We start from the raw sequence: 26685 nt of genomic DNA, 5'->3' as shown, positions 1-26685 counted from the left end.
TTCATGTAGATTTAGGTGTATTTGTACGCATGGCATTCTTCTCCGGCGTAGCAAGCGTCGCAGCTTTTCTGGTTTTCCGTCCCTACCGGGGGGTGGTTCGCCATTCTACGCTGCAGGAGTTGTGGCGTCTGGGGTCGGCTTCCTTCGTGAAGTCGGTTTTGCTTATCATCCTGATCTACTTTTTCGGGGATCCCAAGCCTATCAAATTCTTGATTCTCTGCTTCTTTATTGATTCGCTGGCTACCGGAGGTTTGATGCTGTCGCTGCGGGTGATCCTGATAAACTTGTATAATTTCATTCTTTCCACCAACAATAAGCAGCAACGGAATTTGCTTATTTATGGCACCACCCCTCAGAGCATATCGTCTGTATACCTGAACACCCAGGCTTACCTTAACATGTATAAGGTAATGGGGTATATTATTTATGGTTCAAAAGGGAAACAGATGAGCATCGGTGGACTGCCGGTTTATTATGTGGAAGACAAGACCGGGCTTGCCAGCCTGATTAAAAGAAATAACCTGGACGGGATATTGTTTACCAATCCCAAAGAGGCCAAAGAGGAACAAAACCGTTTGATCCGTCACTGCGAGAAGCTGAACCTGCGTACGTTGGTGATGCCTCCCATGGAGGATTTGGTGGATGGCGGCGTTAAACGGCCCATCCGTCCGGTTCGTATCGAGGACTTACTGGGCCGCGACGAGATTAAGATCAACCTGCAGGAGATTGCCGATAGTCTGGAGGGCAAAGTGGTACTGGTGTCTGGTGCGGCGGGCTCCATCGGGAGCGAGATATGCCGGCAGCTGGCACGCTTCCGCATCCGCAAGCTGGTGTTGTTTGACTCGGCGGAGACGCCCATGCATAACTTACGTCTTGAATTGGAAGAGAAGTTTCCGGAACTAGAATTCACACCGGTAATTGGAGATGTTCGCAGCGAGTCCAGAGTGGATGCAGTCTTTGAAAGTTATCTTCCACAGGTTGTTTTCCATGCTGCAGCCTATAAACATGTACCCTTGATGGAGAGCAATCCCTGCGAGGCCATACGGGTGAACGTGCGGGGCACGCGCAACATGGCGGACCATGCCGTGAAGTACGGGGTGGAGCGGTTTGTGATGGTATCGACGGACAAGGCCGTGAATCCCACCAATGTGATGGGCTGCAGCAAGCGGTTGGCCGAAATATATGTGCAGAGTCTGGCTACGGCCATCAAGAACGGTACCCATCCGGGTGTAACGAAGTTTATCACCACGCGCTTTGGCAATGTGCTGGGGAGCAACGGTTCGGTGATTCCGCGCTTCCGCGAACAGATTGAGAAGGGTGGACCTATTACTGTGACCCATCCGGACATCATACGCTACTTTATGACCATCCCCGAGGCGTGCCGGCTGGTGCTGGAAGCGGGTACCATGGGCAAGGGTGGCGAGATCTTTATCTTTGAAATGGGCGAACCTGTAAAGATAGCCGACCTGGCCCGACGGATGATCGAACTGGCCGGCTTCGAGCCCGATGTGGATATACAGATTTCTTATACAGGTCTGCGTCCCGGCGAAAAATTATACGAAGAACTATTAAGTAACGAAGAGAATACCCTCCCTACCCCACACGAAAAAATCAGGGTAGCCAAAGTACGTGAGTATAACTACCAGGAGATTGAACCCCGGATTGATTCGTTAACGCAAGTGGCCCGTCAAGGCCTGGTGCTTGATACGGTACTCCGGATGAAACAGATCGTTCCGGAGTTTATCAGTCAGAATTCCGAATTCGAAAAGCTGGATTTACAACAGCAGGGGGGGGCAATAACATGTTGAAGAACATAAAAAAAATGTTTGTAAATATTAAATTGTTTCATACATTTGGGGCATAGAAAAACAGTAACACAATAAGTGTTATTTTTTTATAGTTAAGGTTTTGGTTATAAAGAGCATCCGGTTCGTGAGAATCGGATGCTTTGCGTTTATAGAGTATTTAATAAAGAAAAAGGCAGTTCGGTTTGAACTGCCTTTTTCTTTATAGAATGAAATATGCTTTTAAGCTTTCTTGGATTTTCCGTAACCGTACTTCTGACTGTAACCGTAGCGGTACGAGTACTTGTAGCCATATTTGTAACTGCCGTACTTACCCTGGGGTGTGGTGGCATTGAGCACCACGGTGACTCCGGCAAGGCGGTTGTCTCGCTTGATGCTGTTTACAAAGTTTACGGCATCTTTCTGCGTTACACGTTCGCGCATTACATACAAGGTAACATCGGCCACGCGGTTGAGCATGAAGGAGTCTGATACCACTCCTACCGGCGCAGAGTCGATGATGATATAATCGTACTCTTCACGTAGTCCGTCAAACAGGTCGTTCAATGTTTGCTTGGATAGCAATTCATTGGGATTGGGGGGAACCGGACCAGCCTGCATGATGTGGAAGTTTGGGTACAATACTTCTGTAACTTCGTCCACTCCATGAGCCATACCCGCCAGGTAGGTTGAGAAACCGATATTCACCTTGGGGATACCTAAATCGTGAGATAGCTTAGGGTTGCGGATATCGCCTCCGATAAGCAGCACCTTTTTATCCATCAACGAGAGGCTGCGCGCCAGATTGATACTGATAAAGGTCTTTCCTTCGCCGGGTACCGTAGAGGTGACCATCACCACCTTCTTATTGGGCTCGTTAAGCATAAACAGCAGGTTGTTACGCAGGGTACGGAAGAGTTCGGTAACGGGACTGTCGTCGTTGGCCTGTACCACCAGGGCTGTTTCCATAGGAGTGGTGATTGCCTGGATATCGCCAATCACATCAATATCTTTAAGCGGTGCCAGGTCGTCCATACTCTCGATGGAAGTATGGAAGAGGTCGCGTACGAAGATGGCTCCCACCGGAAGGACACAGCCTACCAAAAAGAAGGCCAGAAGGATAACGGCCCGCTTGGGGGCTACAGGAGCATCGCTGGAATAGGGCTCCGACACGATTTTGGCCTTGGGTGCCACAGCTGCCTGGGTAAGGGCGGTCTCTTCGCGTTTTTGAAGGAGGAATACAAAGAGGTTGTTCTTAACCTCCTGCTGACGCAGAATGTCTTTATATTCGCGCTCCACCGCCGGGATATCCTGGATACGGGCGTTGGTTACGGTATTCTGTCTGTTGAGGTCGCGCAGCGCAATTTCGGAGGCGTGGCGCACGTTGGCCAACGAAGACTGGATGCTCTGACGCATACCTGACACCTGTTGCTTCATCTGAATCAATGCAGGGTTGCTTTCGGACGAAGAAGACTCGAGCCGCTCTTTCATGAGCAGCAGCTGGTTGTATTCGTTGATTACGGATACCAGTCCGGCATCGGTCACCCCCAGGTTGGGGATAAGCTTGTTGGCATTGGCCGGACGGGCGATAAAGTCTTCTACAAAGCGGGTAAGGTTGAGCTGGGTTTCTATCTCCACGCGCTTCTGCTCGTTTTGTCCGGTCTGCCCCAGGTAAAGCTGGGCCTCTGCCTGAATATCGGTGATCTGTTTCTGCTGACGGAAATCTTCCACCTGCTTTTCTACGGTTCCCAGCTCGACAGAGATCTCCTTGATACGCTCTTCAATGAAAACGGCTGTGTTGTGGGCTACCATGTTTTTATCGTTAGTGGCATCTTCGTTGTAGAAGTTGACCAACTGTTGCAGGAAGTCGCGCCCCTTCTTCTTTATCTCACTCTGTATACTGAGGGTAAGAACCGACGATTGCTTGGCAGACGGGGTTACCTTCAGTTCGGCCGACAAGCGTCTGGCTTGTACAGAGGGGTTGGAGATGGTTGCCTCGAAGGTATAGGGTTCTTGTTTATAAGCCGGATCAATCTCGTTGTTGCGGCTCACATAGAAGCGCCCCATGGGAAGCTTGAGGTAAACCGGAAGGGTGTCGATTCGTCCGTGAAAAGGTATTTCTTCGTATTGACCGGATACCTCGAAACCTTTGCCCTGAGGGGTGAAGGTAAAGGTTACCGGTGCAGGAATCTTTTTAGGTTCCATATCTTCCCACCGGATGTAAAGGGGGGCATTGCCGTACAGTTCGTTGTCGTTAAAACTCCAGCGGGTTACTTTACGGTAGGTGGTGTACAGTTCGAGGGAGGTTACGGCTTTGGTGATAAGGTCCGGCGATCTGAACAGGGCGATTTCGTTCTCGATGTTGTTCTTGCCGGCACTCATGCCCAGATCCTGCAGGAGCAGCATCTCTTCGGTAGCCGTATTCTCGTCTTTGAGAAGCACGATTACATTGTTTTCGTAGATATTATTCTGCCTCTTGAGGTAGATTATACCTACTGCACTTAAAAAGAAAATACTGACGATGAACCATCGCCAGTATGAAATATATTTGAGCACAATGCTGCGGATGTCCAGCTCCTCTTCGTCGCGGACATTGGAAACAGGGTTGTTGATATCGTTTTGCATTCCCTTGGGTTATTGAGTTTTTATATACATTCCTTTATCTGGTGGCGGTAATAATAAGGGTTGCCACAGAAATAAGCGTGGATACGATGGATATGGTAAAGGTTTCGGACGAACCGATGCTGGATGCCCGTGCCTTGGTTTTGTTTGGTTCTACTATCAACACATCGTTCTGCTGCAGGTAGTAAATCTGGGGATTGAGCACCAGATCCTTGTCTTGCAGATTGATACGGTATACACCCTTGCTGCCGTCGGCATATTCGCGGATAAGCATCACGTTTTCGCGTTTACCATAGATGGTAAGGTCGCCCGCCATAGCGAGCGCGTCAAACAGGGTACACTGTTCGTTGGTAGCAGTGAAGGATCCCGGACGGGCCACTTCGCCCAGAACGGATATTTTGTAGTTCTGGAAACGCACGTTGATAACAGGCTCTTCCTTTAGAAACTGCGGATAAATCTTGCTTTTGATAAGGTTCTGTACCTGTACACGGGTAAGTCCTGCCACATGCAGGGTTCCCAGCACCGGGAATTCGATGTTACCGGCATTATCTACGATATAGTTCTGCAACCCTGCTCCGTAGCTGAGCTGGGTAGTATTGATAGCCCCGCTATTAGCCGGAGCCAATGGCAGGTTGAAAGGTACCGCAGCCTCTGGTACGGTGGTATTTACCGTTACTGTAAGAATATCTTTGGGCATGATCTTGGCTTCATAGATCATGGCTGTTTCCTTTAATTGTTTATCGGGAAGTTGCTCTGCATCTACTAAATAGGGGATGTTTTTGGTTGATCCGCATGAGGCCAAAAACAGGCATAAAGCGGAAAAAAATGACAAATTAAGGATTTTCATACGTTTTTATTAAAAATTAGTTTCAGATGTTCAATCATTGTTCTTATAATGATAAACAAAGCAAAGATACAGTATATTTTGAAATTAACAGCTTTTCGCATAAAAAAAACAGCAACCGAAAGGGTTGCTGTCTTTATATTTAATGTTTGTAACCGTACTTCTGACTATAACCGTACCTGTACGAATATTTATAGCCGTACTTGTAACTCCCATACCGGTTTTCGGGGATGGTACCGTTAAGCACTACGGCGATATTATTCAGGCGTGCATCGCGCTTGATGCTGTTGAGGAAATGAACCGTGTCTTTCTGAGTTACATTCTGTCGCATAACATACACCGTATTGTTGGTCACCCTGCTTAGGATGAAGGAGTCTGACACCACTCCCACCGGTGCGGAGTCGATCACGATGTAGTCGAATTCGTCTCGCAGACGGGCGATAAGCTCGTCCAACGACTTCTTGGATAGCAATTCGTTGGGGTTGGGAGGAATGGGTCCTGCCTGCATGATGAAGAAATTGGGGAACAACTCGTTTATAGCATCGTGATAATCCTTACAATGACCCGCCAGGACGGAGGTAAATCCTATGCTGGTTTTAGGAATGCCGAGATCATTATTTATCTGCGGATTACGGATGTCGCCACCTATAAGCAGCACCTTCTTATCCATCAACGAGAGACTGCGCGCCAGGTTGATACTTATAAAGGTTTTTCCTTCGGTAGGGACGGTAGATGTTACCATGATTACCTTCTTGTGGGGTTCGTCCAGCATGAACAGCAAGTTGTTACGCAGGGTACGGAATAGCTCCACTTCGGGACTGTCGTCGTTGGCCTTTACCACCAGAGCGGTTTCCATCTTGGCTTTAATGATAGGTATATCGCCTATCACATCGATTCCCTTAAGCGGTTCGAGGTCGTCGATGTTCTCTACCCGGGTGTGGAACAGGTCGCGTACGAAAATACAGCCTACGGGTACAACCAGACCTACAAGGAAAAAGGCCAGCAGGATGACGGGTACCTTGGGGGCTACAGGGACATCCGTTGTAAACGGACGTGTTAGTATCTTAGCCTTAGGTGCGATGGCCGCCTGGGTGAGGGCAGTTTCCTCTCTTTTCTGCAGCAGGTAGACAAAAAGGTTGTTCTTAACCTCCTGCTGACGCATGATATCTTTGTACTCGCGCTCTACCGAAGGTATACTTTGCAAACGTGCATGTGTTACGGTATACATACGGTCGAGTTCCTTGATGGCGATCTCGTTGGCATGACGTACGTTGGCCAGCGATGAGTTGATAGAGCCTCGCAGGGAGGTTATCTGGTTCTTGAGCTGAATGAGTGCCGGGTTGCTTTCGGACGACATGGATTGTAGTCTTTCTTTCTGCAAGAGCAGCTGGTTGTATTCGTTGATTACGGTTACCAGTCCGGCGTCTGTAACACCCAGGTTGGGAATAAGCTTGCTTCTGTTTTCGGGACGTTTGATAAAGTCTTCGACAAATCGCACCAGATTAAGCTGGGTTTCGAGTTCGAGACGTTTCTGCTCGTTTTCGCCCGTCTGACCCAGGTAAAGCTGTGCTTCGGCCTGAATATCGGTAAGTTTGTTTGCTTCGCGGAATTTCTCTACCTGATGTTCCACATCGCCTAGCTCTACGGATATATCCTTGATTCGTTCTTCAATAAATACAGAGGTATTGCGTGATACCATGTTCTTGTCGCTGGATGCATCGTCGTTGTAATAACTTACCAACATGGACAGGTAGTCGCGTCCTTTAGCTTCGGTTTCAGTACTGTAACTAAGGGTAAGTACGGTAGATTGTTTGGTTGACGGCTTGATTTCAAGCTGCTCGCTCATTTTACGGGCCATCACCATTGGATTGCTGATTGTAGCTTCAAATTCGTATGGTTCTGCCGTAAATTTAGGGTCGGCATGCTTGTTGGCACTCACATAGAAACGACCCATCGGAAGTCGCAGATAGGTTGGCAGGGTATCTACCTTGGTGGTTAATTCGGAACCCCGGAACTCGCACAAAACAGTATAGCCCTTACCCGATGGAGTAAAGGTGAAGGTGATAGGAGCCGGAATGGATTCGGGCTCTATATCTTCCCATCGGATGTAAACGGGTGCATTTTGGTAAAGTTCGTCGGCCCCCATCCAAAATTTACCGGTTTTGCGGTATTCGGTATAGAGTTCGAGGGATGTGATGGCCTTGACAGACAAGTCCGGCGATTTAAACGCTTCGATCTCGTTGTCTACGTTGTTCTTACCTCCGCCCATACCCAGGTCTTGCAGCAGCATCATCTCTTCGGGGGCGGAATTCTCGTCTTTCAACAAAACCTTTACACTACTCTGATAAACAGATGGTTGTGTTTTGAGATACAAGACTCCGGCTCCGATAAAAAGGAGAATACTGAGCAAAAACCACTTCCAGTACGACATGTACTTAAGAAAGATGGCCAATAAATCTAATTCTTCTTCGATTGGTTCGGTTGTCTGGTTTACTTCTTGTTGCATTACAGATTACTTTAAATTAAATTACATTAGGTTATATAGATGCATTTTAGAATGATTTCGTCCACGCTGTTTCATTCAAAAATACTAAAAAGACATTAACAAATGTCAAAATAACTGTTTACTCTCTTAATAAGGGCGCAAAGATAAGGGTTTTATTATTGAAAACGGGCTGTTTGTTATCTTAAACAGGTGTTTTGATAATTAATAAAACCAAAGAATACTTAAATTTAATTCAAAAGTCAACATTCAATCATTTAGAAGGGTGCTTTGATGTGAAGTTGTTAAAAACAGGTCTATCTTGCAAAAAGAAGGCTTATCCGGCACATGGACAAAATTTATATAATACAGGTACGGGCCTGAAGATGTTATACCAGACAGCCGATGTGCTGAACGGAATGAACAAGGAAAAGCTGACTGTTACCGTGGATAACCGCAAAGAGGATTGTGGCACGGAGGTTTGTATTTTCATTCCCGCTAATTATAAAATAGAATAGCAATATGAAGTCGGCTTTAAATGTGATAGTGGTGGATGATGAAGAGGTGGGAAACAGGTGCTGTCTGCTTCCGCCTTTTCACCAGCTTACGGAACTGTTGCTTATCTCGTGAACCTATTGAAGGCTCTCCAGCTTCGCTTCAATTTTATTTGAATCGAGCCAGAGAGTCTTAGGGTCCAAAGAAATGGGTCGTGTTGAGGTAGATTGTTTGTTATTTATTAGTATGACTGATGAAGTTATAGTAACACAAATCAAATATAACAATTGTCTTTCCGTATTGCAAATACGATTTTAACACACCTTTCCTATTAATAATTAAAACGGCCTTAATTTGAAAAATGAGACTTGCATGGTTTAAATACGCCCCTGTTTTCTGCCATTGATGCTTACCATCCTAATGTAAAAATCGGATTTAATAATATGAACAGACTCATCTATAAATATAACAGCAATTGAAGCTTGATGTTTATTAAATTACATTATTAATTGTATCTTTGTACTTCAGACTAATAATGAAGATCAATGAAAACATATAAATTGTTTGCTCTCTGTGCAGCAGCGCTCCTTCCAGCCTGGACGGTTTTTGCACAGGAAGAAACCCTGGAAAATACTACCTCATGGAAAGCCGAAGTTTTTGCATCGGCAGCTAGTGGAACAAATACTCCTTTCTGGCTTGCCAGCAACCGATACGGACTTGTTCCGCTGGATGCAGGCAACGGCTATGGACTTACAGGTATCACGCATCATCAAAGTTTGAATAAAGATTGGAGCTGGCAGGCCGGTCTCAGTCTGGCCGCCGTAGAACCCCGTTACCGGAATATACTGATCCAGGAATTCTTTGCCGGAGTATCCTATAAAAATTTACGACTTACCATCGGCAGCAAAGAGAATCACACCTCCTTATGGAACAAAGCATTAAGTTCCGGCGACATGGTTCATTCGGGTAATGCGCGGCCTATTCCGGAGCTTAACCTGAGTATGCCGCACTTCACCCTGGTTCCTTACACAAAGGGTTGGCTGCTGGTAAAAGGTGATTTTGCCGTAGGGAGATCGTTCGATGAATCCTACCTGAAACAGACTGTACGCCCAGGCACTACGTATGTAGACAATGTGTTATGGCATCACAAATCCGGCTATCTGCGTCTGGAAGATACCAAAGGAAATTTCCCCGTTTCAGCAACCGTTGGTCTGCAGCACTGGGTACAGTGGGGCGGAACATCCAGTAACCCTAAAATTGGAAAACAACCCCAATCCTTCCGCGATTTCATTCGTGTGGTTACCGGCAGCGAGGGTGGCGAAGGGGCTACTCTGTCCGACCAGATTAATGTATTAGGGAATCATTACGGATCGTACGACATGGAGCTGGCCTATCAGGGACAGAAGCTGTCGGCAAGAGCGTATCATCAGTGGTATTTCGAAGATAAATCGGGGATGGAGCTGGCCAACGGTACCGACGGTCTGTGGGGCGTTGAGGTGAATCTTCACACCTGTAGATGGGTGCAGAAAGTGGTGGTGGAACATGTGGTTACACGCAACCAAAGCGGACAATTCCATTTCCTTGAATTTGATCACGACAAGTATCCCGGACGGGGCGGCGGTGGCGACAGCTATTACAACAACGGCGAATATACCACGGGTGTTTCTTACTTTAACAGAGGTATAGGATCTCCATTAATTCCTTCACCCGAATACAACGAAGACGGAACACTTGGATTTCCCAACAACCGCGTGAGTGACTGGCATGTGGGGATATCGGGCGAACTTTCAACACAAGTATCTTACCGGCTTCTTGCAACGGCTATGAACACCTACGGAAGTCATGCGCGGCCGTTTCGCGATATCAAACAGGGAGTATCTGGTTTACTGGATATTACATACAAACATCCTAAACTTGAAGACTGGCAATTTACAGGAACAGTGGCAGGAGATGCCCGCGAACTATTTGGACGCAGCTTGGGTGTAGGAATCAAAATTACCAAGACGGGAATTCTGAAAAACTGGTAAGGATTTTACCTGTATTTTTCCCAAAGAGCGGAAGCAATGGTTTGGCGTGTCTGATCGGCTAACAGCTCAAGGCCTTTACGATCGGGTACCAGGCCTTCGGTGCACACCGGAGGATGAATGATAAGCTCCATCCGATGGCGCTTCAGGTTCAGGCTGCCGATGGGTAATACTTCAAAAGGACCGTTTAAGGTAATGGGCACCAATGGTAATTTCAGATCGGCAGCCAGCTGATAGGCTCCTTTTCTGAATCGGATCATCTTACCATCATATGTACGCGAACCTTCCGGAAAGATAACGATGGATGTTCCGTTTGCCAGGTATCTTTCGGCTTTACGGATCACCTGGACCGAACCACCCCCTTTTTTATTCTCCACAAAAATAAAGCCGGCAGCACGACAGGCAGCTCCTACAAAAGGAATTTTGCCTATCCCCTCCTTCATCACCCATTTAAAGGGAACACCCAGAAATCCATAAATCAGGAAGATGTCGAATGCTCCCTGATGGTTGGATACAAATACACACGATTTACCTGCAGGGATATGTTCGCGGCCGCGAACCGTAACAGGACAAAGAGCCAGGTAACAGGTAAGTCGTGACCAGATTCTACCTGGCCAATAAGAGAAAACAGATTCATTTCCAAGGAAGCATCCCGCCATTGTAACAAGGGCTGTAAGAAGAGTAAGCACTAAAAAGACAGGCACAAAGATGAGCCATGTATAGAGGATGTATAGGATGCGCTTCATGGTGTTTCGTTTAGTTAGCCAAATATAAATGCAATTTTTCGGGCTTTTGCTATTTTTATTCTAAAATATTTTTGCAGTAACTTTATTATTACTTTATTTGCACCTAGAAAGAAAATAATTATAAAAAATCTATACCCATGAATGAATTCATTAAATCACTGGGAGTGATTGTACTCCTGATTGGCGTACTTGTACTAATTGGATGCATGTACACAGGAGCTGCATCAAATTCTGCTTTATTACTTGGCTTAGGTCTTATTATCGGTGGCTTTTTGTTCCACATCTTCCTTAACAAAAAGGTTGAATAGGATTTTAAGTTAGTAAAAAAGAAAAACGGGTTACATTCATAAATGTAGCCCGTTTTTCTTTTAATATCTCAGCTTATTTCTGCAGACTCAGCCATTCGGCCAGTGCTTCTGTAAACTGTCTGTTCTCGTCGGCTGTCTGCGTAGAGATACGGAAATATGTTTCATCCAGTCCACGGAAATTGGATGCATCACGTATCAGGATTCCATAGGTAGTCAACAACCAGTTTTTCAGGTCGGACGCTACACCGGTCTTCAGTCTCACCAGGAAGAAGGTGGAAGCCGTAGGAAGTACTTCAATCCCATCCAATTTATTCAGCTGGTAAATAAATTCGGCCGTTTCACGCTGCCATTTACGTACAGGCAAAGTAAACTGAGCCGGATGAATCAGAATATATTTACTGGCTTCGATAGCAAATGCATTGATTGACCATGGAATCAGGTATTTGTTGATTCGCTCTGTAATATCCGGCTGGGCAATGAGGTAACCGATTCGAAGTCCCGGTATATTATATGCCTTGGAAATAGACTGTATGATAACCAGGTTCGGATTGTTCTTGACATCTGCTGGTTTTAACAGATCTTCTGTAGTAAAGGCTACATAGGCCTGGTCCACCACAAAGATAGTATTGCGGTTCGCTGCTATCAAAGCCAATAATTCCGAACGATGAATCATCTTTCCATCCGGATTGTTCGGGTTACAGATCCAGCAGAAATCCTGTCCTTCAAAAGAAACCTCCTGCAAATCGTCTCCTGTCGAGAAGAAGCTTACCTTATGTTCATGCAAACAACAAGCATCCTCGTATTCAGAAAAAGAAGGAACTGCAATAAGTGAACTGGCACCTCTCCAGGCTTGGGCAATAAGGTAAAAGGCGCTGACAGAGCCATTGGTTACCACCACATTTTCTTCATTCACTTCGTGCCGGCGGGCCAATAATCGCTTAAGTGTGGCAGCATCGGGCTCGGGATAACGGGAAAGCTTGTCGAACTGTGTGTTCAGATGCTCTTTTAGTTTTTCCAGATTTGCGCCATGCCAGACATTGGAACTGAAGTTGATCTTCACTTCTGTCTGAGAGTTAAAATAATCGTCACCGTGACCGAATAGCATAATTTTATATTTTGTAATTAAAAATTCCGGGAGTAAAAATCCAGGCAACAAAAGTACGAGTTATTTTTTACTTTTCCCATTAAAAGATTTATAGATTGCATCCTGGATACGTGTACGGATATTCATGGAAGCAAGAGAGTTGTTTGTTCGGGTTGGATGTACCCGGTTGCTCAGGAATATATAAATGAGCCGGTTGTCCGGATCGATCCAGAAACAGGTGCCCGTATAACCGGTATGGCCATACACCGACCGCGGAGCAAGTAGTCCGCAGGAAGAAAGTCTGGGATTCTCCGGCCAGGGCTTGTCGTATCCCAATCCCCTGTGCGAATTGGGCGTCTTACTCTGGGTAAAGAGACGGAGTGTCTCCTGCTGAAGGTATCGTTCGCCGCCATATACCCCATCGTTCAGCAACATCTGCAGCAGCTTGGCCAGATCGTTTGCATTGGAAAACAACCCCGCATTGCCGGAAACGCCCCCCATAAATGCGGCAGCCTCATCGTGCACATAGCCCCGTAACAATTGGCGGCGCACAAAAAAGTCGTCTTCCGTAGGTACAATCCACAGACTGTCTATCCGGGTAAGCGGATTATACAGGGTGTTTCCTGCACCTAATGGAGCCGTGAAATAGCGTCCCAGGATTTCATTCAACGGCATCTGCATCTGTTGCTCGGCCACCTGTTGTAACAAAATGAAGTTAATGCAGCTATAAAGGTATTTACCGGGAGTCTGCAACGGCGATTGGGCTATTATACGGAAAATAGTATCCCGAAAGGTATTATTCAAATAGAAATTTCGTGCCACCAGGGTGGAAAAACCGGGGCGTAACGTATCGGAGACCAGATCGGAGCGGTACCGGAAGGTTGTATTTACAAACGAATTGGCATCGAAGCGTCTGGGGTGTGCCGCATCTTTCTTAGGGCTGTACAAGCTGCCCCGGAAAGAGGAGGAGTCGATGGCCGAAGTATAAAAAGTAATGGAGGGCACCAGTCCGGATTCGTGATACAGAAGGTCGCGGATACGTATGTCTTTTTTATTGGAGTTCTGCATGGAGGGTACAAACTCGGCCAACCGGCTGTTCAGTGTGAAGCCCTTCTTCTCATATGCCTTCATAAGCGCGGTAACAGTACCGGCCGCTTTGGACGACGAGGCCAGGTCGTATACCGCCCGTTCAGTTACAGGCTGCAGGTTGTCGTAGGTATAATAACCGAACGACTTGTTGTAAATGACCTGTCCGTCTTTTGCCACCAGCACCTGGCATCCGGGGAAAGCTTTGGCACGAAGTCCCTCTTGCACAATACTGTCAATCTCGGCAAGCTTAGCCGGGTCAAGACCGGCGGCTTCGGGCTCCTGATAACCCAGGCGGACCGGTTCGGTGGCGAGTCCCGATCCGGCAAAATATAGGTCGGGTATGGTAACCGATAATTTGCCTTTACCCGCTATACCTCCAAAAATCAACTGGGCTGCATAAGTCTGGGCTGCATCCGTATTTTCGTATCCTACAAGCATCCCTTTGGCATTGTTTATAGAAGCTGCATATTCTTTACAATAGTATGGAAGCGTAAAGAAAGTGAGCACAACCGGCTTGGCAGCCGTGAGCTTACGAAACGCATCGTTCTCCGGTATCCGCACCGTATGTACGCTGCATAAAATAAGATCGTAGGTATTGAGTTGCTTGTACACCCTAGCTATTTCGGCCGGACTCGACGTGCGGGAGATTTGGAAACAGGCCACCGAATCGTAGCGGTTCAACATGGTCTGAAACGGATTTCCTTCGCTTTCGCCAATGGCCAGTGCAGCAATCTTTTTGCGTGCCAGTGCCCTGACCGGCAAAATATCGTTGTCGTTCTTCAGTAAGGTAAGTCCCTCGGCATTCAACCGGTTCACCAGGTAGGCGGCATGGGAAGTGTTGATCCGGTTCTGCAGACCGGCAATCTCCACCGGCCGGTAATTAGACAGCCCCGCTATGTATTTGTATTGAAGAATCTTAATGCACTTCGACTCGATATCCCTTACATCCAGCACTCCGCTGGCAACGGCCTCCTTCACCGCTGCAAAATCCCTGGCAGGATTAGCCGGAGCCAGCAGCACATCGTTTCCAGCCAGCAAGGCCAGTACACACGAGTTGGTACTTGCAACAGAGGCCCCCTTCATTGCCAGAGCATCTGTAAAGGTGAGCCCCCTGAACCCCAACTCCTCCTGAAGCAATCCGGTAACCACCTCCTTGTTGAGAGAGGTAGGGAGCGGCGACCGCCTTCCCAGAACGGGTACGTACAAATGGCCGGTCATCACCCCGGCATATCCGTCGCTGATATATCTTCTGAACGGAGGCAATTCAATGCTGTCCAACCGCACCCTGTCGTGAAAAACCGAGGGGAGGGTGTAATGCGAATCTTCAAACGTATCACCGTGACCGGGAAAATGTTTGGCTACGGAGATGATGCCGGCCGACTCAATTCCGGCGGCATAAGCACTCCCCCGTTCGGCTACAGCCTGCGGATCTTCTCCATATGAACGTAATCCGATAACCGGATTTCCGGTGTTGCTGTTTACATCCAGCACCGGCGCAAAATTGATATGGATACCCATCTCCCGGCATTGCCGGCCAACCTCCTCACCGTAAGCGCGTAAAAGAGAAATATCCTCGATGGCTCCCAGCATCATATTCTGAGGGAAACGCGGGGTACCCGTGAGACGCATCGACAAGCCCCACTCGCCGTCCAGCGCCACCAGCAAAGGGACGCGGGCCGTTTCCTGCAATTTATTGGTAACTGTTGCCTGAGTGACGGGATTCCCGGTATGGTAGAGGATACCTCCTATCTTCTGTTCCTTTACATAGGTAAGCAGCCGGTTCATATTACGTGTGTTGGAGGAGGGATCTGCTATGACCATAAACAGCTGGCCGATTCGCTCTTCGGGCGACAAGCTGTCGAATACCGAATCCACCCAGTGGGTCATCATCGTTTTATCTGCTGCCTGAAACAGCGCAGGTTCCGTCTGCGCCCCTGCCTGCAGACTTAAAGTTCCTAAGCACAAGGCAATTATCAACTTCTTCATCATACTCTTTCTTTTCATACCTTCAAATATAGATAAAACTTCGCTCTCTTCAAAAAACTTATTCTTGTATTTGGTTAACTCGCAAATGTTTCGTTACTTTGCACCGCTTTACGTAATCTCTGTCGGGAAAAGTAGCCCGTTAAATTGCGTTTCGTTAAAAATCAATTCAAAAAGCTATAACACGATGGACTTAATTAAAATTGCAGAGGAAGCATTTTCTACAAAGAAAGAGCATCCTGCTTTTAAGAGTGGCGACACAGTTACCATTGCTTACCGTATCAAAGAAGGTAACAAGGAACGTATCCAGAACTACCGCGGCGTAGTTATCCGTATCTCAGGACACGGTGACAAAAAACGCTTCACAGTTCGTAAAATGTCTGACAACATCGGTGTAGAAAGAATCTTCCCAATGGATTCTCCATTCATCGACAGCATCACCGTAAACAAAGTTGGTAAAGTTCGCAGAGCGAAATTGTATTACCTGCGTGCTCTTACCGGTAAAAAGGCAAGAATCAAAGAAAAGAGAGTATAAGAATCACTCCCTTTTTGAAGAATACAAAGAGGTTGCTCCATACGGATGCAACCTCTTTTGTTATTTAGACCCCCTCTGCGTAAAACTTTACTTAAGTAAAATAAAAATTAGACTTAAGTATAAAAAAAAATTATACTTAAGGGTAAATTAGTTATCTCCACTATTGTTCGGCAGCAATCCATCTCTTAAAGACGGGTGTTTTGGTTTTACTTATTATGATCCGTTCCGGAAGGGGAATCTGGAGATTGACCGACAACCGGCTTCCAAACCATAGATCGATGTCGCGGATTGCCTTTCTGGCAATGATAAACTGTCTGTTGGCCCTGAAAAAAGTATCTCCGTCCAGCTGCTCACCCAATGCATCCAGGGTACGGTCTACCGGATGCACTTTCCCATCGGCCGTGTAGGCCATCACCTTTTCATTCAATGTATAGAAAAAGCAGACCTCATCAACGGGCAGCGGATAAAACTTATCTGCTTTGGTTATCAGCAAATTCTTCAGCAGATGGCGGGTACGGATACTATCGTTGGTGTGTTCGATATGACTGTTGCGCTCTTCGCTGGTAAGCCGCCTCAGCTTTTCGAGTGCCCTGGCCAGAGAGGCTGTAGTAACCGGCTTTAGGAGGTAGTCGATACTGTTTACCTGAAAAGCCTGCAGAGCGTAGGAGTCGAAGGCCGTTGTAAAAATAACAGGCGACGGTACGTCCACCTGTTCAAACAGACCGAAGGCCGAACCATCCGCCAGATGAATGTCCATAAAGATAAGATCCGGAGCCGGATTGTTCCGGAACCAGTCCACACACTCCTCCACGCTTTCAAGCTCGGCGATTACATCTACCTGAACCACCTGGTTTTCGGTCAGCATAGCCCTCAGACTTGTTACGGCAGCAGTTTCGTCTTCAATAATAACAGCTTTCATAGATTATCAATTTCCTTTACATTTGGGATCCGTACTTACCAGTGGCAGAAACACTTTAAAATATTCCTTCCGGTTGGAGATTTCAATATCCTTGCCGGTAAGCATCCGGTAGCGCCCCCATAGATTTTTAAGTCCCAGTCCTCCCGGTTCGGGTTGTTCCCGTTTAGGTTGGATGCGGTTCGAAACCACCACTTTGGCATCCGATGTGGTATAAATATCAATCTGCAGGGGATATTGTTTACTAATTACATTATGTTTCACTACATTTTCCAGCAACGGAAGGATACTCAAAATGGGTAGTTTATACAATAACAATGCCGGATCTACCTGTATCGAACTCGAAAACTTACCTTCGTACCGGACCTGCAGCAGATAGGTATAGGCCTTTACAAACTGTAATTCTTCGGCAAGGGTGACCAACTCTTTGGTGTTGCTTTGAAGGACGTACCTGAATATACCCGACAGCTCATCCAGATAGGTAAGGGTCTGCTCCTGTTTCTGCTGTCTTACCAGCGAACTGAGCCCGTTAAGCGAGTTGAAAAAAAAGTGAGGATTGATCTGTCCCATCAATGCGTTGTAACTGGTTTGAAGTTTTTCCGATTTAAGTTGTTCGTAAGCCAGCTGCACTTCCTGTTTGCTGCGGAGCGAGCGGATAAGCACAACACTTAACATGGTTACCAACATCACAAAAAGATGCTCCGTAAGCAAAGGCATAAAAAATGGTTTGCGCGGAAAAGGCATCCTGTTACCACCTTCAGGCAGCAACGTTCCATCCGATCCCGGATGCATGGAGGCAGTAGCAGCCAGATCTGCCGGAGGAGCATGGTGGAAGACAACCCTCTCGGAAGGGAAAGTATCCAATCCAAATAAATCGTTCAGAAAAAACTGCCTGGCTGTAGGGAACAGTTCGCTCATTCCCCAACCAGCCAGCAAACCTACTATCAGCATGGTGATGATTGCTCCATATTCGGCCCCCTTAAACAACCTGCTCCCCAACAGATAGGTCTGTCCGCTTAGTATGAACAGGATAAATGCAAAAAAGAAGAACCATCCCAGGGCAAACAACAACATATATTGCCTGTCGGGTGCCGAAGGAAATGAACTGGTAAAACCGGTAAGCATTTCGTAACTCCTTGTAAGAAGGGGGAAATTCACAAAAAGGCTCAGCAATCCGGATACCACAATCCCCACAAGCAGATCGTTTGTTTTTGATTCCATAGAGTAGTAATTAAGCTCGTCACAAAAATACAAGAAAAAAGGGCAATCAATCCTATCCTCTATTCCGTTTCGCCGCTGTACCCGGGCGATTCACCCTTAAAATAGACCCTCTGAACGCCGGTTAACCTTTCTTTACAGAATAATCCGCTTTTTTTGCAGCAGAACTTAAAATCATAGGATCATGCTTAAATGTATTACATTCGACGGAGATGCGTCCACCCTGGACACACTTATGAGCTATTTCGAGAAACTGGACAAGGCCCTTGCCGACGTACACGAGGTATTACATAAGGAGACTGCAGAGCTGCCTGTTTTCGTAAAAGAGGGGACCCGGATCATCCGTCTGAAAAAAGAGGAGATTCTTTATCTGGAAGGGTATGGCGACTATGTTAAAGTGCACCGCACAAACGGTAAACCGCTGCTATCCCAGGTAAGTCTGAAAAAATTTGAAGAGTGCCTCACCGATGGCTCCTTCTGCAGGGTACATCGTTCGTACATCGTGTCGTTGCCTCAGATTAGTTACATTGAACGCAAACGTATCAAAATAGGCAATGATCTCATTCCTATAAGCGAATCGTATATGCCGGCATTCCTGGACCGGCTTTCCCTGCAGGAATAAGGCTGTCTTCCGGATGTTAGCAAAGGGATGGAACCTCTGTATGGTTCCATCCCTTTGTCTTTGTTATAGCTTCACCTTATAGAATAATTCGCTCAGGGTGTATGAAACGGATAAGCCCAGGGCAGACGACCGTAAGGTATTACCGGTAAGCTGCGTATTATCGTAAAACAAGGCTGTATGGATCCGTCCGTTGGATACTGGGAAACCCAGTCCGGCACTCACCCGCCACGAAAAGCCGTCTTTACCGGAAACCGACAAGTAGGGATTGGACAGGCTAACGCCGGCTTTATAAGATACACGGCGCCAGTATGATTCCGACTGATAGGTAGCCGGCAAATAGCTGATTCCGGCCTTTACCTCGTGTACATCGCGAAATGTAACCCGGTTATCTGTCGATACCAGCGTACTGTACTTTCTGAAGGTATAATCGGCACCATAAGTGATCCGTTTATGGGTAACCGATGCCCCTGCTCCCACAAAGGGAGGAATGTATTGGGTGAGGAACTTCTGAGATCGCTCCGTTGAGGCCGAACTGGTCTGCACGGTTGTTGTGTTATCCAATACCAGCTTTTGTTTATATCCAAAGGTCAGCCCCACAGTTACACCCAGATCGTTTGCCAGCTGCTTTGTATATTGCAACCCAAAGCGGGCATTAAATGCGTTGGTGTACATTTTCTGGGTAACCGTCATCGACTCCTGTGTTTCGGTCTGCGTAATGTTCCCGAAAACATAGCTCAGGGTGACACCCAGCGAAAGGTGCCGGTCCAGCAGGATGGCGTTTGACAGCGAAGCGGTGGACAGTCCCCCGCTACCTTCAAATGTACTGTAGTAGTAACTTCCGTCTGTCCCCTCTACAGGCTCTTTGGTCCTGAAATAGTAACCTACCGTACTGTAGGGATAGACCCCTGCCGACATATACCAACGTGGCATAATCCGTCCGCCCATGGAAAAGGAGGAGAGATTACCGGAAGTGGCATTCGTATGGGTTCCTCTGGAACTGTACCACTCGTTCTTAACAAATGCCGTGGCATCCGCTACCAGACGCAGACTATCGAGGCCTGTCAATCCGGCAGGGTTCACACTGTTGATAAGTATGGGATCGCGCATACCGACAGACACTCCGCCCATGGCGGCATGCTGACCGTATTGCCCGTCGGTGAGCTCGCCGATTCCAAACATTGAATAGGGAGAGGTAGTCATATTCTGACTGCTGATACCCGTGGTATACAAAAGACAGATGGAGGCGATCAGGAAATGTATTTTATCAATAACTTTCATAAATGGTGTATGTTAACTGTAATTTGAGCGGGTTTTTCCCTTTCTGACTCGAGAAGGTGAGATTCTTGAACGAAGAGGTATAGTGGCTTGAGGGCAATACCAGCTGCAGATTATGCTTATTCATCCCGAAGGTTCCCAATTCCTGTTGCATGAAACTGGTAACATCGAAATAATAATAGGTATTTTCATGAAAAGTCTCATCCTTCACCAACACTCCGCCCTGTACCTGGGTCCCCAGGTAGTCGGTTACGGCTTCGGTAACCACATTGTTCTCGTCGGCGATGTAAAGGTATATGCTGTCCGGCAGGGCATTAAACTCTGAATAGGTTCCTATTTCCGGATAAATACGCAACATCGCATTCTGTATCTCTACCTGAACCCCTTGTTGCAGGATATTATTCAGGTAGGGAAATTCCAGACGGGTATACCAACCCAGTCCACCTGCCAGCAACCCTCTGTCTCCCACCTGAGCAGAGGGGATCTCCTCCTTCGGGTTTGCCGTAACCGGCAACAGGGAACCGGAGCGGTTGTGATCAAAATGATTAAACTGGGTGGAGGTATTGGGTGATATCACCATCGACTGGGGACTTCTTAACTCGTCGTCCACATGATAATACAACGTAAGGGCAGACAAAGTATCTCCAACCGAAAAACCCAGCAGGTTTTTACTTCCCGATTCGGCTACCAGGGCGATACCCTTAAAATATTCCTCAAACATATCGTCCGAAACAGACTCGTCACGGTTATGGAACCGGGTAAGCAATTCTTGTCCGAGCTGGTCGGAAAGACGGATCTCAACCGGTTCCCCCCTACCCGGATGTGGCTTGAATGTTTTCTTTCCCAAAGCATTCTTCCCATAGGAAAACGAGGAATGGGAGTACAGATAATCGTTATCATTCAGTACCACTTTTTCGTTTAAAGGATACACCGAAAGGGTTTGCCATTGGGTAGTATCCCCCAGGTAGTATCCGTTGTAGTAAAGTTTAAGTACCAGCGAATCTAGCTTTACCGTCTCTTCAATATCCGTACTGTATGAGGGCCTGCTGTACGGAATATAGCTCATCGAAGCAACCGTACCCCACAGAGTATGAGAGTATTCACCTACCAGGATTGTCTCCGTTCCTGAAGTCTCCAGCGAATCGATCCGGACATTGGTAACTGTAACCGAAGAGGTGTCTGCCGTGACATTCCGAAAGGATGAATCAACCAGATTCTCGCCAAAGGTAGCACCTTCGTCGTAACAGGAGGGTAACGAGGCAAACAAAAGCATCAGTATTGCAAATGTAAAAAATGTGCGCATATACGTATATTTTACTTTTTTGAACGCAAATAACGAAGTTTAGGCAGCGGCTTGCAACTTGAACTTACAGATTCCCCCACTTAATCCACCAAACTGATATATGGGCTGGTAAACGGACCCAACATGCTTCGTATACCGTTGACCGATGCTTCGTCGCATTTGAACGATTCAACTACCCTGACTGCCGATTTAATTTGGCGGCAAAATAATATCTCCATTCTTTTGCGACAGAAAATTGATATAAAACGTATATGACACACAAAAAATTAGTGACCTTCCTGTTGGCGATGCTTCCTTTTATTATGGGAGCTTGCGGCAGTGATGAAGACGAAGATTTAATAGGTACCTGGTACCGTGTATCCGACTTTGACGGGTTGGCGCGCAGTGATGCATCGTCCTTTACAATCGGCAACAAAGGATATCTTGTTTGCGGATACGATGGGAAGAAAAGGCTGTCTGACTTGTGGGAATATGATATGGAACAGGATTTCTGGACACAGAAAGCCTCTATGCCGGGAACTGCCCGTAATTCGGCCGTTGCTTTTACTGTAAACGGCAAAGGATATCTGGGAACCGGTTACGACGGAGAGAATTACCTGAAAGATTTCTGGGAGTACGACCCAACTTCAAACCAGTGGACACAGCAGGCCGACTATCCGGGGTCGGGCCGCTATGGAGCCGTTGCTTTCGGTGTGGGGAACAAGGGATATATAGGATGCGGATACGATGGCAACTACCTTAAGGATTTCTATGCCTTTAATCCGGCAAGCAACTCGTGGGAGCAGATTGTGAGCATCGGCGGATCCAAACGAATGGGGGCAACCTCGTTTGTAATTGACAATGTGGCTTATGTTTTATGTGGACAGAATAACGGTGAATATGTAGACGATTTCTGGAAGTACGATGCCCAAAGCGGTCAGTGGACCCAGCTGAGGGATATCGCAGATACTTCGGACGACGACTACGATGATGAGTATAGTATCGTTCGCACCAATGGCGTGGCTTTCGTGATAGATGGTGCTGCTTATTTAAGCTGTGGTGAAAGCGGAAGTGTGCGCAGTGATAGCTGGAAATATTATCCCACAACCGATTTATGGGAGAATGTGGCTAAATTTAAGGGAACGGCGCGAACGGCAACAGTCTCCTTCTCCAACGGAGAAAGAGGTTATGTGACAACGGGTAAAAGCAGTACATACCGCTTTGATGACATTTGGGAATTACACCCATATGAATACGATGATGATGAATATTAAGGGTAAACAGGCCCTTTGGGGTCTGTTACTGCTTCCGTTTGCATTTCTATCATTCTATCTTTTTTCCGGAAAAATGGGAACTCCGGAAAAGTCTCGGACTGCGTTGCAGACGGTACGCACTTCCGATGGATGGGGATACAATATATCTATCGATAAAAAGATAATAATTCATCAACCCACCATTCCGGCAATTGATACTGTAATGGCATTTCCCTCTGAAGAAGCGGCTAAAGCCGTGGGGAATATCGTTCTGAACAAAGTGAGAAATCACGAAAATTTCACTGTAACGCGGGAAGAGATTACACACACTCTCTCTCTTTTTTAAATATAAGGTTCTATACTGGGTAGGCTGGCTAGGGGATAGTCGGCCTTCTCATTTTAGACTTATTCACTTTTTATATCATTATCTAACACTTCTGCAAAGAAAAAAAGTATCTTTGCAACGAGCTAAAGTGATAAACACAGGAACAGCTGGTTCGCTATATTTCATAATAAAGTTACTTCGTATGAAAAAACAGAATCTGCCTTACGAAAAAATACTATTGGAAAAATTGAAGAAAGGCGATCAAACAGCCTTCTCTTCTATTTTTACGCATTATTACAGGGATATGGTCTTGTTTGGCGGAAATTTTCTGGCAGACAAGAAGGACTGTGAAGATGTGGTGCAATCCATTTTTCTAAAATTATGGAATGACAGGGATGTAATCCAGATCGACACCTATTTGAAATCTTATTTACTTACAGCCGTTCGCAACGGGTGCCTCAACGAAATCCGCAGAAAAGGTTCGGATCACGAAGATTTGTCGGCAGCAGATGTTGAGCTGAGCGAAATTACAAGTGAATACGACACCAACAACTACATGCTGTATTCCGACTTGAATCAACACCTCGAAAGGGCATTAAATAAACTTTCGCCTGCCATAAAAGAGACATTTCTATTAAATAAATTTGAAGGGCTGCGGTATAAAGAGATAGCTGCTCGTCTGAATGTTTCCGAACGAACCATCGAGGTACGGATTGCCGCCGCGATCAAGTTCTTGAGGAGCTATCTGAAAGAATTCTATCTTCCCGGTTTATTTTTCATTATATTATCATTAAATAATGTTATTTCCTTGTGGAAAAAAATAAACTGATCTGTCTTATTATTAAGCGTATATAAATGAACACAGACAATTACATAGAATCGTTGGTAATTAAATACTTGTCCGGACATTGTACGGAGGAGGAAAAAGAGGCTCTTCTTTCCTGGATAAAGGAAAGCGAGGATAACCGCATGCAATTCGAAGCCCTCAGAAACATCTGGCAAGGATTGAATCCGGCCTTCAACCCCGAAGAGATAGACGATCAGAAAGCATTGAATTCCGTATTAAATAAGATAAACAAACTACACTGGACTCAGCACCCTGTGGTTGTTTACTGGCAACGTTCTGCTGCCATACTGTTGCTTCCGTTGCTTTTGTCTCTTATTTATCTGCTCGTTTCAAAAGAACCGGAAAACATTACGCAGCAAGAGGTGTTCGCCCCCTACGGTACTTTTGTGGAAGTTAATCTGCCAGATAATTCGAAGGTTTGGCTTAATGCAGGAAGTTCGCTTAAATACCCTACCCGCTTCACTAAGGGTTCAAGAAAAGTTACGTTACAGGGTGAGGCATTCTTTGAGGTTGAGTCGGATCCCGAAAATCCTTTCACCGTACATACCGCCCGGGTAGATGTAAGGGCAACAGGTACTGCATTTAATGTGGAAGCCTATCCAAAAGATTCGATGACTTCGGTCACCATGGTAAAAGGGCGGATCGGAATGGCAATCAATCAGCAGAAACGTTTTGATTTGTTTCCGGGAGAAAGGGCCTCTTTCAACAAAAATACCCTTCAATGTAAAATTGAAAAGACCGATCCATACAAATGGTATGCCTGGAAAGACGGTCTGATGGTTTTCAGGGACGATCCGCTGGAATATGTGTTCAAACGTGTGGGGCAAACATTTAATGTTGAAATAGTGGTGATGGACAAGGAAATTGCCAACCAACCCTATCGGGCAACCTTCAAACAGGAGTCGCTCAGCGAGATTCTACGCTTACTCCAACTATCGGCACCCATCCGATATGTGAATTATAATCAGGAAACTGCCAACGAATTGGCTCTTAAAAGACGGAAAGTAGAAGTTTATAAGTTGAAAAAATAAAAAAAATCATTTCTTATTGTGGATTTTTAGGGCTGGACTGTCTTATTTATAGAAATAAAGAATTTAACCTTATTTACTATTTAAACTTTTTAGCCTATGACATGATACAAAGCACTATTTTTTAGCAAGCTTAACAGATAGAAGGGAAGGCCTCGTACACCCTCCCTTCAGGTTGTTTAGCTTTTAAGTTTCGTTAACCTGTTTTTTCAACTAAACAATACAAAAATATGAATTCAGTTCTGATTAATGAAATCATTCGGCAAGGATTTGCCGCCAAACAATTTCGGATTATGAAATTATGCTTGTTATTCCTTTTATGTGGTGTATTACAGGGATTTGCCTCCAGCTCGTATGCACAGACCACCACACTATCCATGAAGTTATCAGATGTCTCGATTGAAGAGGTGCTGAACCAGATCGAAGAGCAATCTGACTTCAGATTTCTGTTTAACAAAAAGATGGTAAATGTAAGCAACAAGGTATCCATTTCTGTAAAAAAGAAAGACATCACACAAATCCTGGATCAATTATTTGAAGGACAGGATGTAGCTTATATCATCAGTAACAAACAAATCGTACTGAGCCACAAAAACAATGTGCCTTCTGTAGCCCAGCAGTCCAAAAAGGTGACTGGTGTGGTGAAAGACCGAAACGGCGAAACTATCATTGGTGCCAACGTTGTGGTTAAGGGTACACAAAACGGTGTAATAACCGATCTTGATGGTAAATTTTCAATTGAAGTGGGTAATCCAAATGCCGTATTACAAGTGTCGTACATTGGATACAAACCTCAGGAAAGTGAAGTAGGCAACCGATCATCTATTGAATTCGTATTGGCTTCTTCTGTAGAAGAGCTTGACGAGATTGTTGTTACGGCTCTTGGTATCAGACGCGAAAAGAAAGCGTTGGGATATGCCATGCAGGAGATCAAGACCGATGGTATGAGTGAAAACCGTTCCGAAAGTGTGGCCAACATGCTGCAGGGTAAAGTTGCCGGGGTGCAGATCAATCAATCTACAACCGGTATGGGTGGATCTACCCGCGTGGTTTTACGTGGTACCAGTTCTTTGAGCGGTAATAACCAGCCTTTGTGGGTGATAGACGGTATTCCCGTAAGTGATAATGTAACAGACAAAGCCAATCAGTGGGGTGGCGTGGACTATTCCGGAGCTGCTTCCGAAATCAATCCGGAAGATATCGAAAGTATTTCAGTTCTGAAAGGAGCCAACGCGGCTGCTATGTATGGTTCGAGAGCTCAGAACGGAGCTATTATCGTTACCACCAAGAAAGGTAAAAGCGGTGCGATGGTAATCGAATACAACGGAAACCTGAGTTTCAGCGAAGCCTATAACCCGTACGAATATCAGAATGAATACGGACAGGGTTCTGCCGGGGTGTTCTCTACCAATGCGAAGGGTAGTTGGGGTCCTAAAATGGATGGAAAAACAACTATAGCCAACTGGCGTAATGAATTCTACGGAGACTCCAATTACAGTGATTATGCCTATGCACCGCAGAAAGACTATGTTTCCGATTTTTACAGAACCGGATCCAATTATACCAATACACTGACAGCTTCGGGAGGTTCTGATAACCTGACAGCCAGATTCTCTTTTTCTGATTCCAGAAATCAAGGTATCACTCCGAATCATTCGCTGAACCGTCAGTATTATGATTTGAATACCCAGTTTACCAGCAAGTTTATCGACTTGAGTGCAAAAGTAAACTTTATGCGCCAGAAGGCTAATAATCGTCCGGCTCAGGGAGAATATGGCGTTATGAAGATGTTGATAAACATGCCGAGAAGCATCCGTTTGCAAGACCTGCAGAATCCGGTTGGTCCGGACGGACATATTGTAAACTGGTCGGGACCGAACAATGAATATCTGAACCCTTATGCACTTACATTACCTGCCAACG

Annotated in this window: 22 protein-coding genes; 11 read left to right on the top strand and 11 right to left on the bottom strand. The window is 46.1% G+C overall.

Going from position 1 to position 26685, the window contains the following annotated elements; genetic code table 11:
- Positions 1 to 1808, top strand: a 1808-nt coding sequence (locus tag AB7E53_RS08570; protein WP_446775188.1) for a polysaccharide biosynthesis protein, incomplete at its 5' end; no start/stop codon positions are given.
- Between the two features lie 219 nt (positions 1809 to 2027).
- Here AB7E53_RS08570 and AB7E53_RS08565 read toward each other — a convergent pair.
- From AB7E53_RS08565 to AB7E53_RS08555, 3 genes are all read right to left on the bottom strand, one after another.
- On the bottom strand, positions 2028 to 4409 hold the full coding sequence (locus AB7E53_RS08565) for a GumC family protein (RefSeq protein WP_446775186.1): 2382 nt from the start codon (positions 4407 to 4409) through the stop codon (positions 2028 to 2030).
- A gap of 34 nt (positions 4410 to 4443) precedes the next feature.
- Complete coding sequence (locus tag AB7E53_RS08560) at positions 4444 to 5253, bottom strand: polysaccharide biosynthesis/export family protein (RefSeq protein ID WP_446775185.1); 810 nt, start codon at positions 5251 to 5253, stop codon at positions 4444 to 4446.
- Between the two features lie 139 nt (positions 5254 to 5392).
- Positions 5393 to 7756 (bottom strand): GumC family protein, encoded by a 2364-nt coding sequence (locus AB7E53_RS08555; RefSeq protein WP_446775183.1) that lies wholly within the window; start codon positions 7754 to 7756, stop codon positions 5393 to 5395.
- Positions 7757 to 8028: 272 nt separating this feature from the next.
- On the opposite strand from AB7E53_RS08555, the gene AB7E53_RS08550 reads away from it, so the two are divergent.
- Together AB7E53_RS08550 and AB7E53_RS08545 are read left to right on the top strand one after the other, a co-directional pair.
- Entirely contained in the window at positions 8029 to 8250 is a 222-nt protein-coding gene (locus AB7E53_RS08550; protein WP_446775181.1) for a hypothetical protein, read from the top strand.
- A gap of 522 nt (positions 8251 to 8772) precedes the next feature.
- Positions 8773 to 10254: a capsule assembly Wzi family protein gene (locus AB7E53_RS08545; protein ID WP_446775179.1), complete on the top strand. Its 1482-nt coding sequence runs from the start codon at positions 8773 to 8775 to the stop codon at positions 10252 to 10254.
- A gap of 5 nt (positions 10255 to 10259) precedes the next feature.
- Here the strand turns inward: AB7E53_RS08545 and AB7E53_RS08540 are convergent, their stop codons facing one another.
- Entirely contained in the window at positions 10260 to 10997 is a 738-nt protein-coding gene (locus AB7E53_RS08540; RefSeq protein ID WP_446775177.1) for a lysophospholipid acyltransferase family protein, read from the bottom strand.
- A gap of 137 nt (positions 10998 to 11134) precedes the next feature.
- Here AB7E53_RS08540 and AB7E53_RS08535 point away from each other — a divergent pair, with 137 nt between their 5' ends.
- On the top strand, positions 11135 to 11305 hold the full coding sequence (locus AB7E53_RS08535; RefSeq protein ID WP_176421677.1) for a hypothetical protein: 171 nt from the start codon (positions 11135 to 11137) through the stop codon (positions 11303 to 11305).
- Between the two features lie 73 nt (positions 11306 to 11378).
- Here AB7E53_RS08535 and AB7E53_RS08530 read toward each other — a convergent pair whose 3' ends face one another.
- Together AB7E53_RS08530 and AB7E53_RS08525 are read right to left on the bottom strand one after the other, a co-directional pair.
- A complete protein-coding gene (locus AB7E53_RS08530) occupies positions 11379 to 12410 on the bottom strand; it encodes an aminotransferase class I/II-fold pyridoxal phosphate-dependent enzyme (protein ID WP_446775175.1) in 1032 nt (343 codons plus the stop codon).
- 60 nt (positions 12411 to 12470) lie between these two features.
- The gene (locus AB7E53_RS08525) at positions 12471 to 15464 is read right to left on the bottom strand and encodes a glycoside hydrolase family 3 N-terminal domain-containing protein (protein WP_446775190.1); all 2994 of its coding nucleotides are present in this window, start codon (positions 15462 to 15464) and stop codon (positions 12471 to 12473) included.
- A 184-nt stretch (positions 15465 to 15648) separates the two neighbouring features.
- Between AB7E53_RS08525 and rplS the strand changes: the two genes are divergently transcribed.
- Positions 15649 to 15996, top strand: a complete 348-nt coding sequence (gene rplS / locus AB7E53_RS08520) for a 50S ribosomal protein L19 (RefSeq protein ID WP_068178989.1) — start codon at positions 15649 to 15651, stop codon at positions 15994 to 15996.
- A gap of 160 nt (positions 15997 to 16156) precedes the next feature.
- On the opposite strand, the gene AB7E53_RS08515 is transcribed toward rplS, so the two are convergent.
- Together AB7E53_RS08515 and AB7E53_RS08510 are read right to left on the bottom strand one after the other, a co-directional pair.
- Positions 16157 to 16915, bottom strand: a complete 759-nt coding sequence (locus AB7E53_RS08515) for a LytR/AlgR family response regulator transcription factor (protein WP_446772234.1) — start codon at positions 16913 to 16915, stop codon at positions 16157 to 16159.
- A gap of 6 nt (positions 16916 to 16921) precedes the next feature.
- Positions 16922 to 18133 (bottom strand): sensor histidine kinase, encoded by a 1212-nt coding sequence (locus tag AB7E53_RS08510; protein WP_446775173.1) that lies wholly within the window; start codon positions 18131 to 18133, stop codon positions 16922 to 16924.
- A 181-nt stretch (positions 18134 to 18314) separates the two neighbouring features.
- On the opposite strand from AB7E53_RS08510, the gene AB7E53_RS08505 reads away from it, so the two are divergent.
- Positions 18315 to 18752 carry a LytR/AlgR family response regulator transcription factor gene (locus AB7E53_RS08505; RefSeq protein WP_079682524.1) on the top strand — a complete coding sequence of 146 codons (438 nt, stop codon included), beginning with the start codon at positions 18315 to 18317 and terminating at the stop codon, positions 18750 to 18752.
- A 63-nt stretch (positions 18753 to 18815) separates the two neighbouring features.
- Here the strand turns inward: AB7E53_RS08505 and AB7E53_RS08500 are convergent, their stop codons facing one another.
- The 3 genes from AB7E53_RS08500 to AB7E53_RS08490 form a co-directional block, all read right to left on the bottom strand.
- Entirely contained in the window at positions 18816 to 20030 is a 1215-nt protein-coding gene (locus tag AB7E53_RS08500) for a hypothetical protein (RefSeq protein WP_446775171.1), read from the bottom strand.
- Positions 20017 to 21330: a DUF4270 family protein gene (locus AB7E53_RS08495; protein ID WP_446775169.1), complete on the bottom strand. Its 1314-nt coding sequence runs from the start codon at positions 21328 to 21330 to the stop codon at positions 20017 to 20019. Before AB7E53_RS08495 ends, AB7E53_RS08500 begins: the two co-directional genes overlap by 14 nt.
- A gap of 80 nt (positions 21331 to 21410) precedes the next feature.
- Complete coding sequence (locus AB7E53_RS08490) at positions 21411 to 21548, bottom strand: hypothetical protein (protein ID WP_446775167.1); 138 nt, start codon at positions 21546 to 21548, stop codon at positions 21411 to 21413.
- A gap of 33 nt (positions 21549 to 21581) precedes the next feature.
- Here AB7E53_RS08490 and AB7E53_RS08485 point away from each other — a divergent pair, with 33 nt between their 5' ends.
- The 5 genes from AB7E53_RS08485 to AB7E53_RS08465 all read left to right on the top strand — a co-directional run.
- Positions 21582 to 22583: a Kelch repeat-containing protein gene (locus AB7E53_RS08485; protein ID WP_371689782.1), complete on the top strand. Its 1002-nt coding sequence runs from the start codon at positions 21582 to 21584 to the stop codon at positions 22581 to 22583.
- On the top strand, positions 22567 to 22908 hold the full coding sequence (locus AB7E53_RS08480) for a DUF4907 domain-containing protein (protein WP_245832515.1): 342 nt from the start codon (positions 22567 to 22569) through the stop codon (positions 22906 to 22908). The genes AB7E53_RS08485 and AB7E53_RS08480 overlap by 17 nt, the downstream gene beginning before the upstream one ends.
- Before the next feature lie 181 nt (positions 22909 to 23089).
- Positions 23090 to 23716 (top strand): RNA polymerase sigma-70 factor, encoded by a 627-nt coding sequence (locus AB7E53_RS08475; protein WP_446775165.1) that lies wholly within the window; start codon positions 23090 to 23092, stop codon positions 23714 to 23716.
- A 26-nt stretch (positions 23717 to 23742) separates the two neighbouring features.
- A complete protein-coding gene (locus AB7E53_RS08470) occupies positions 23743 to 24765 on the top strand; it encodes a FecR family protein (protein ID WP_446775164.1) in 1023 nt (340 codons plus the stop codon).
- Between the two features lie 290 nt (positions 24766 to 25055).
- Positions 25056 to 26685: SusC/RagA family TonB-linked outer membrane protein (locus tag AB7E53_RS08465; RefSeq protein ID WP_446775162.1), on the top strand; the 1630-nt coding region annotated here is incomplete at its 3' end.

Origin of the sequence: Macellibacteroides sp. (genome assembly GCF_050251695.1) — a bacterium.
GTDB lineage: Bacteria > Bacteroidota > Bacteroidia > Bacteroidales > Tannerellaceae > Macellibacteroides > Macellibacteroides fermentans.
This window is presented reverse-complemented; position numbering and strand designations above follow the sequence as displayed.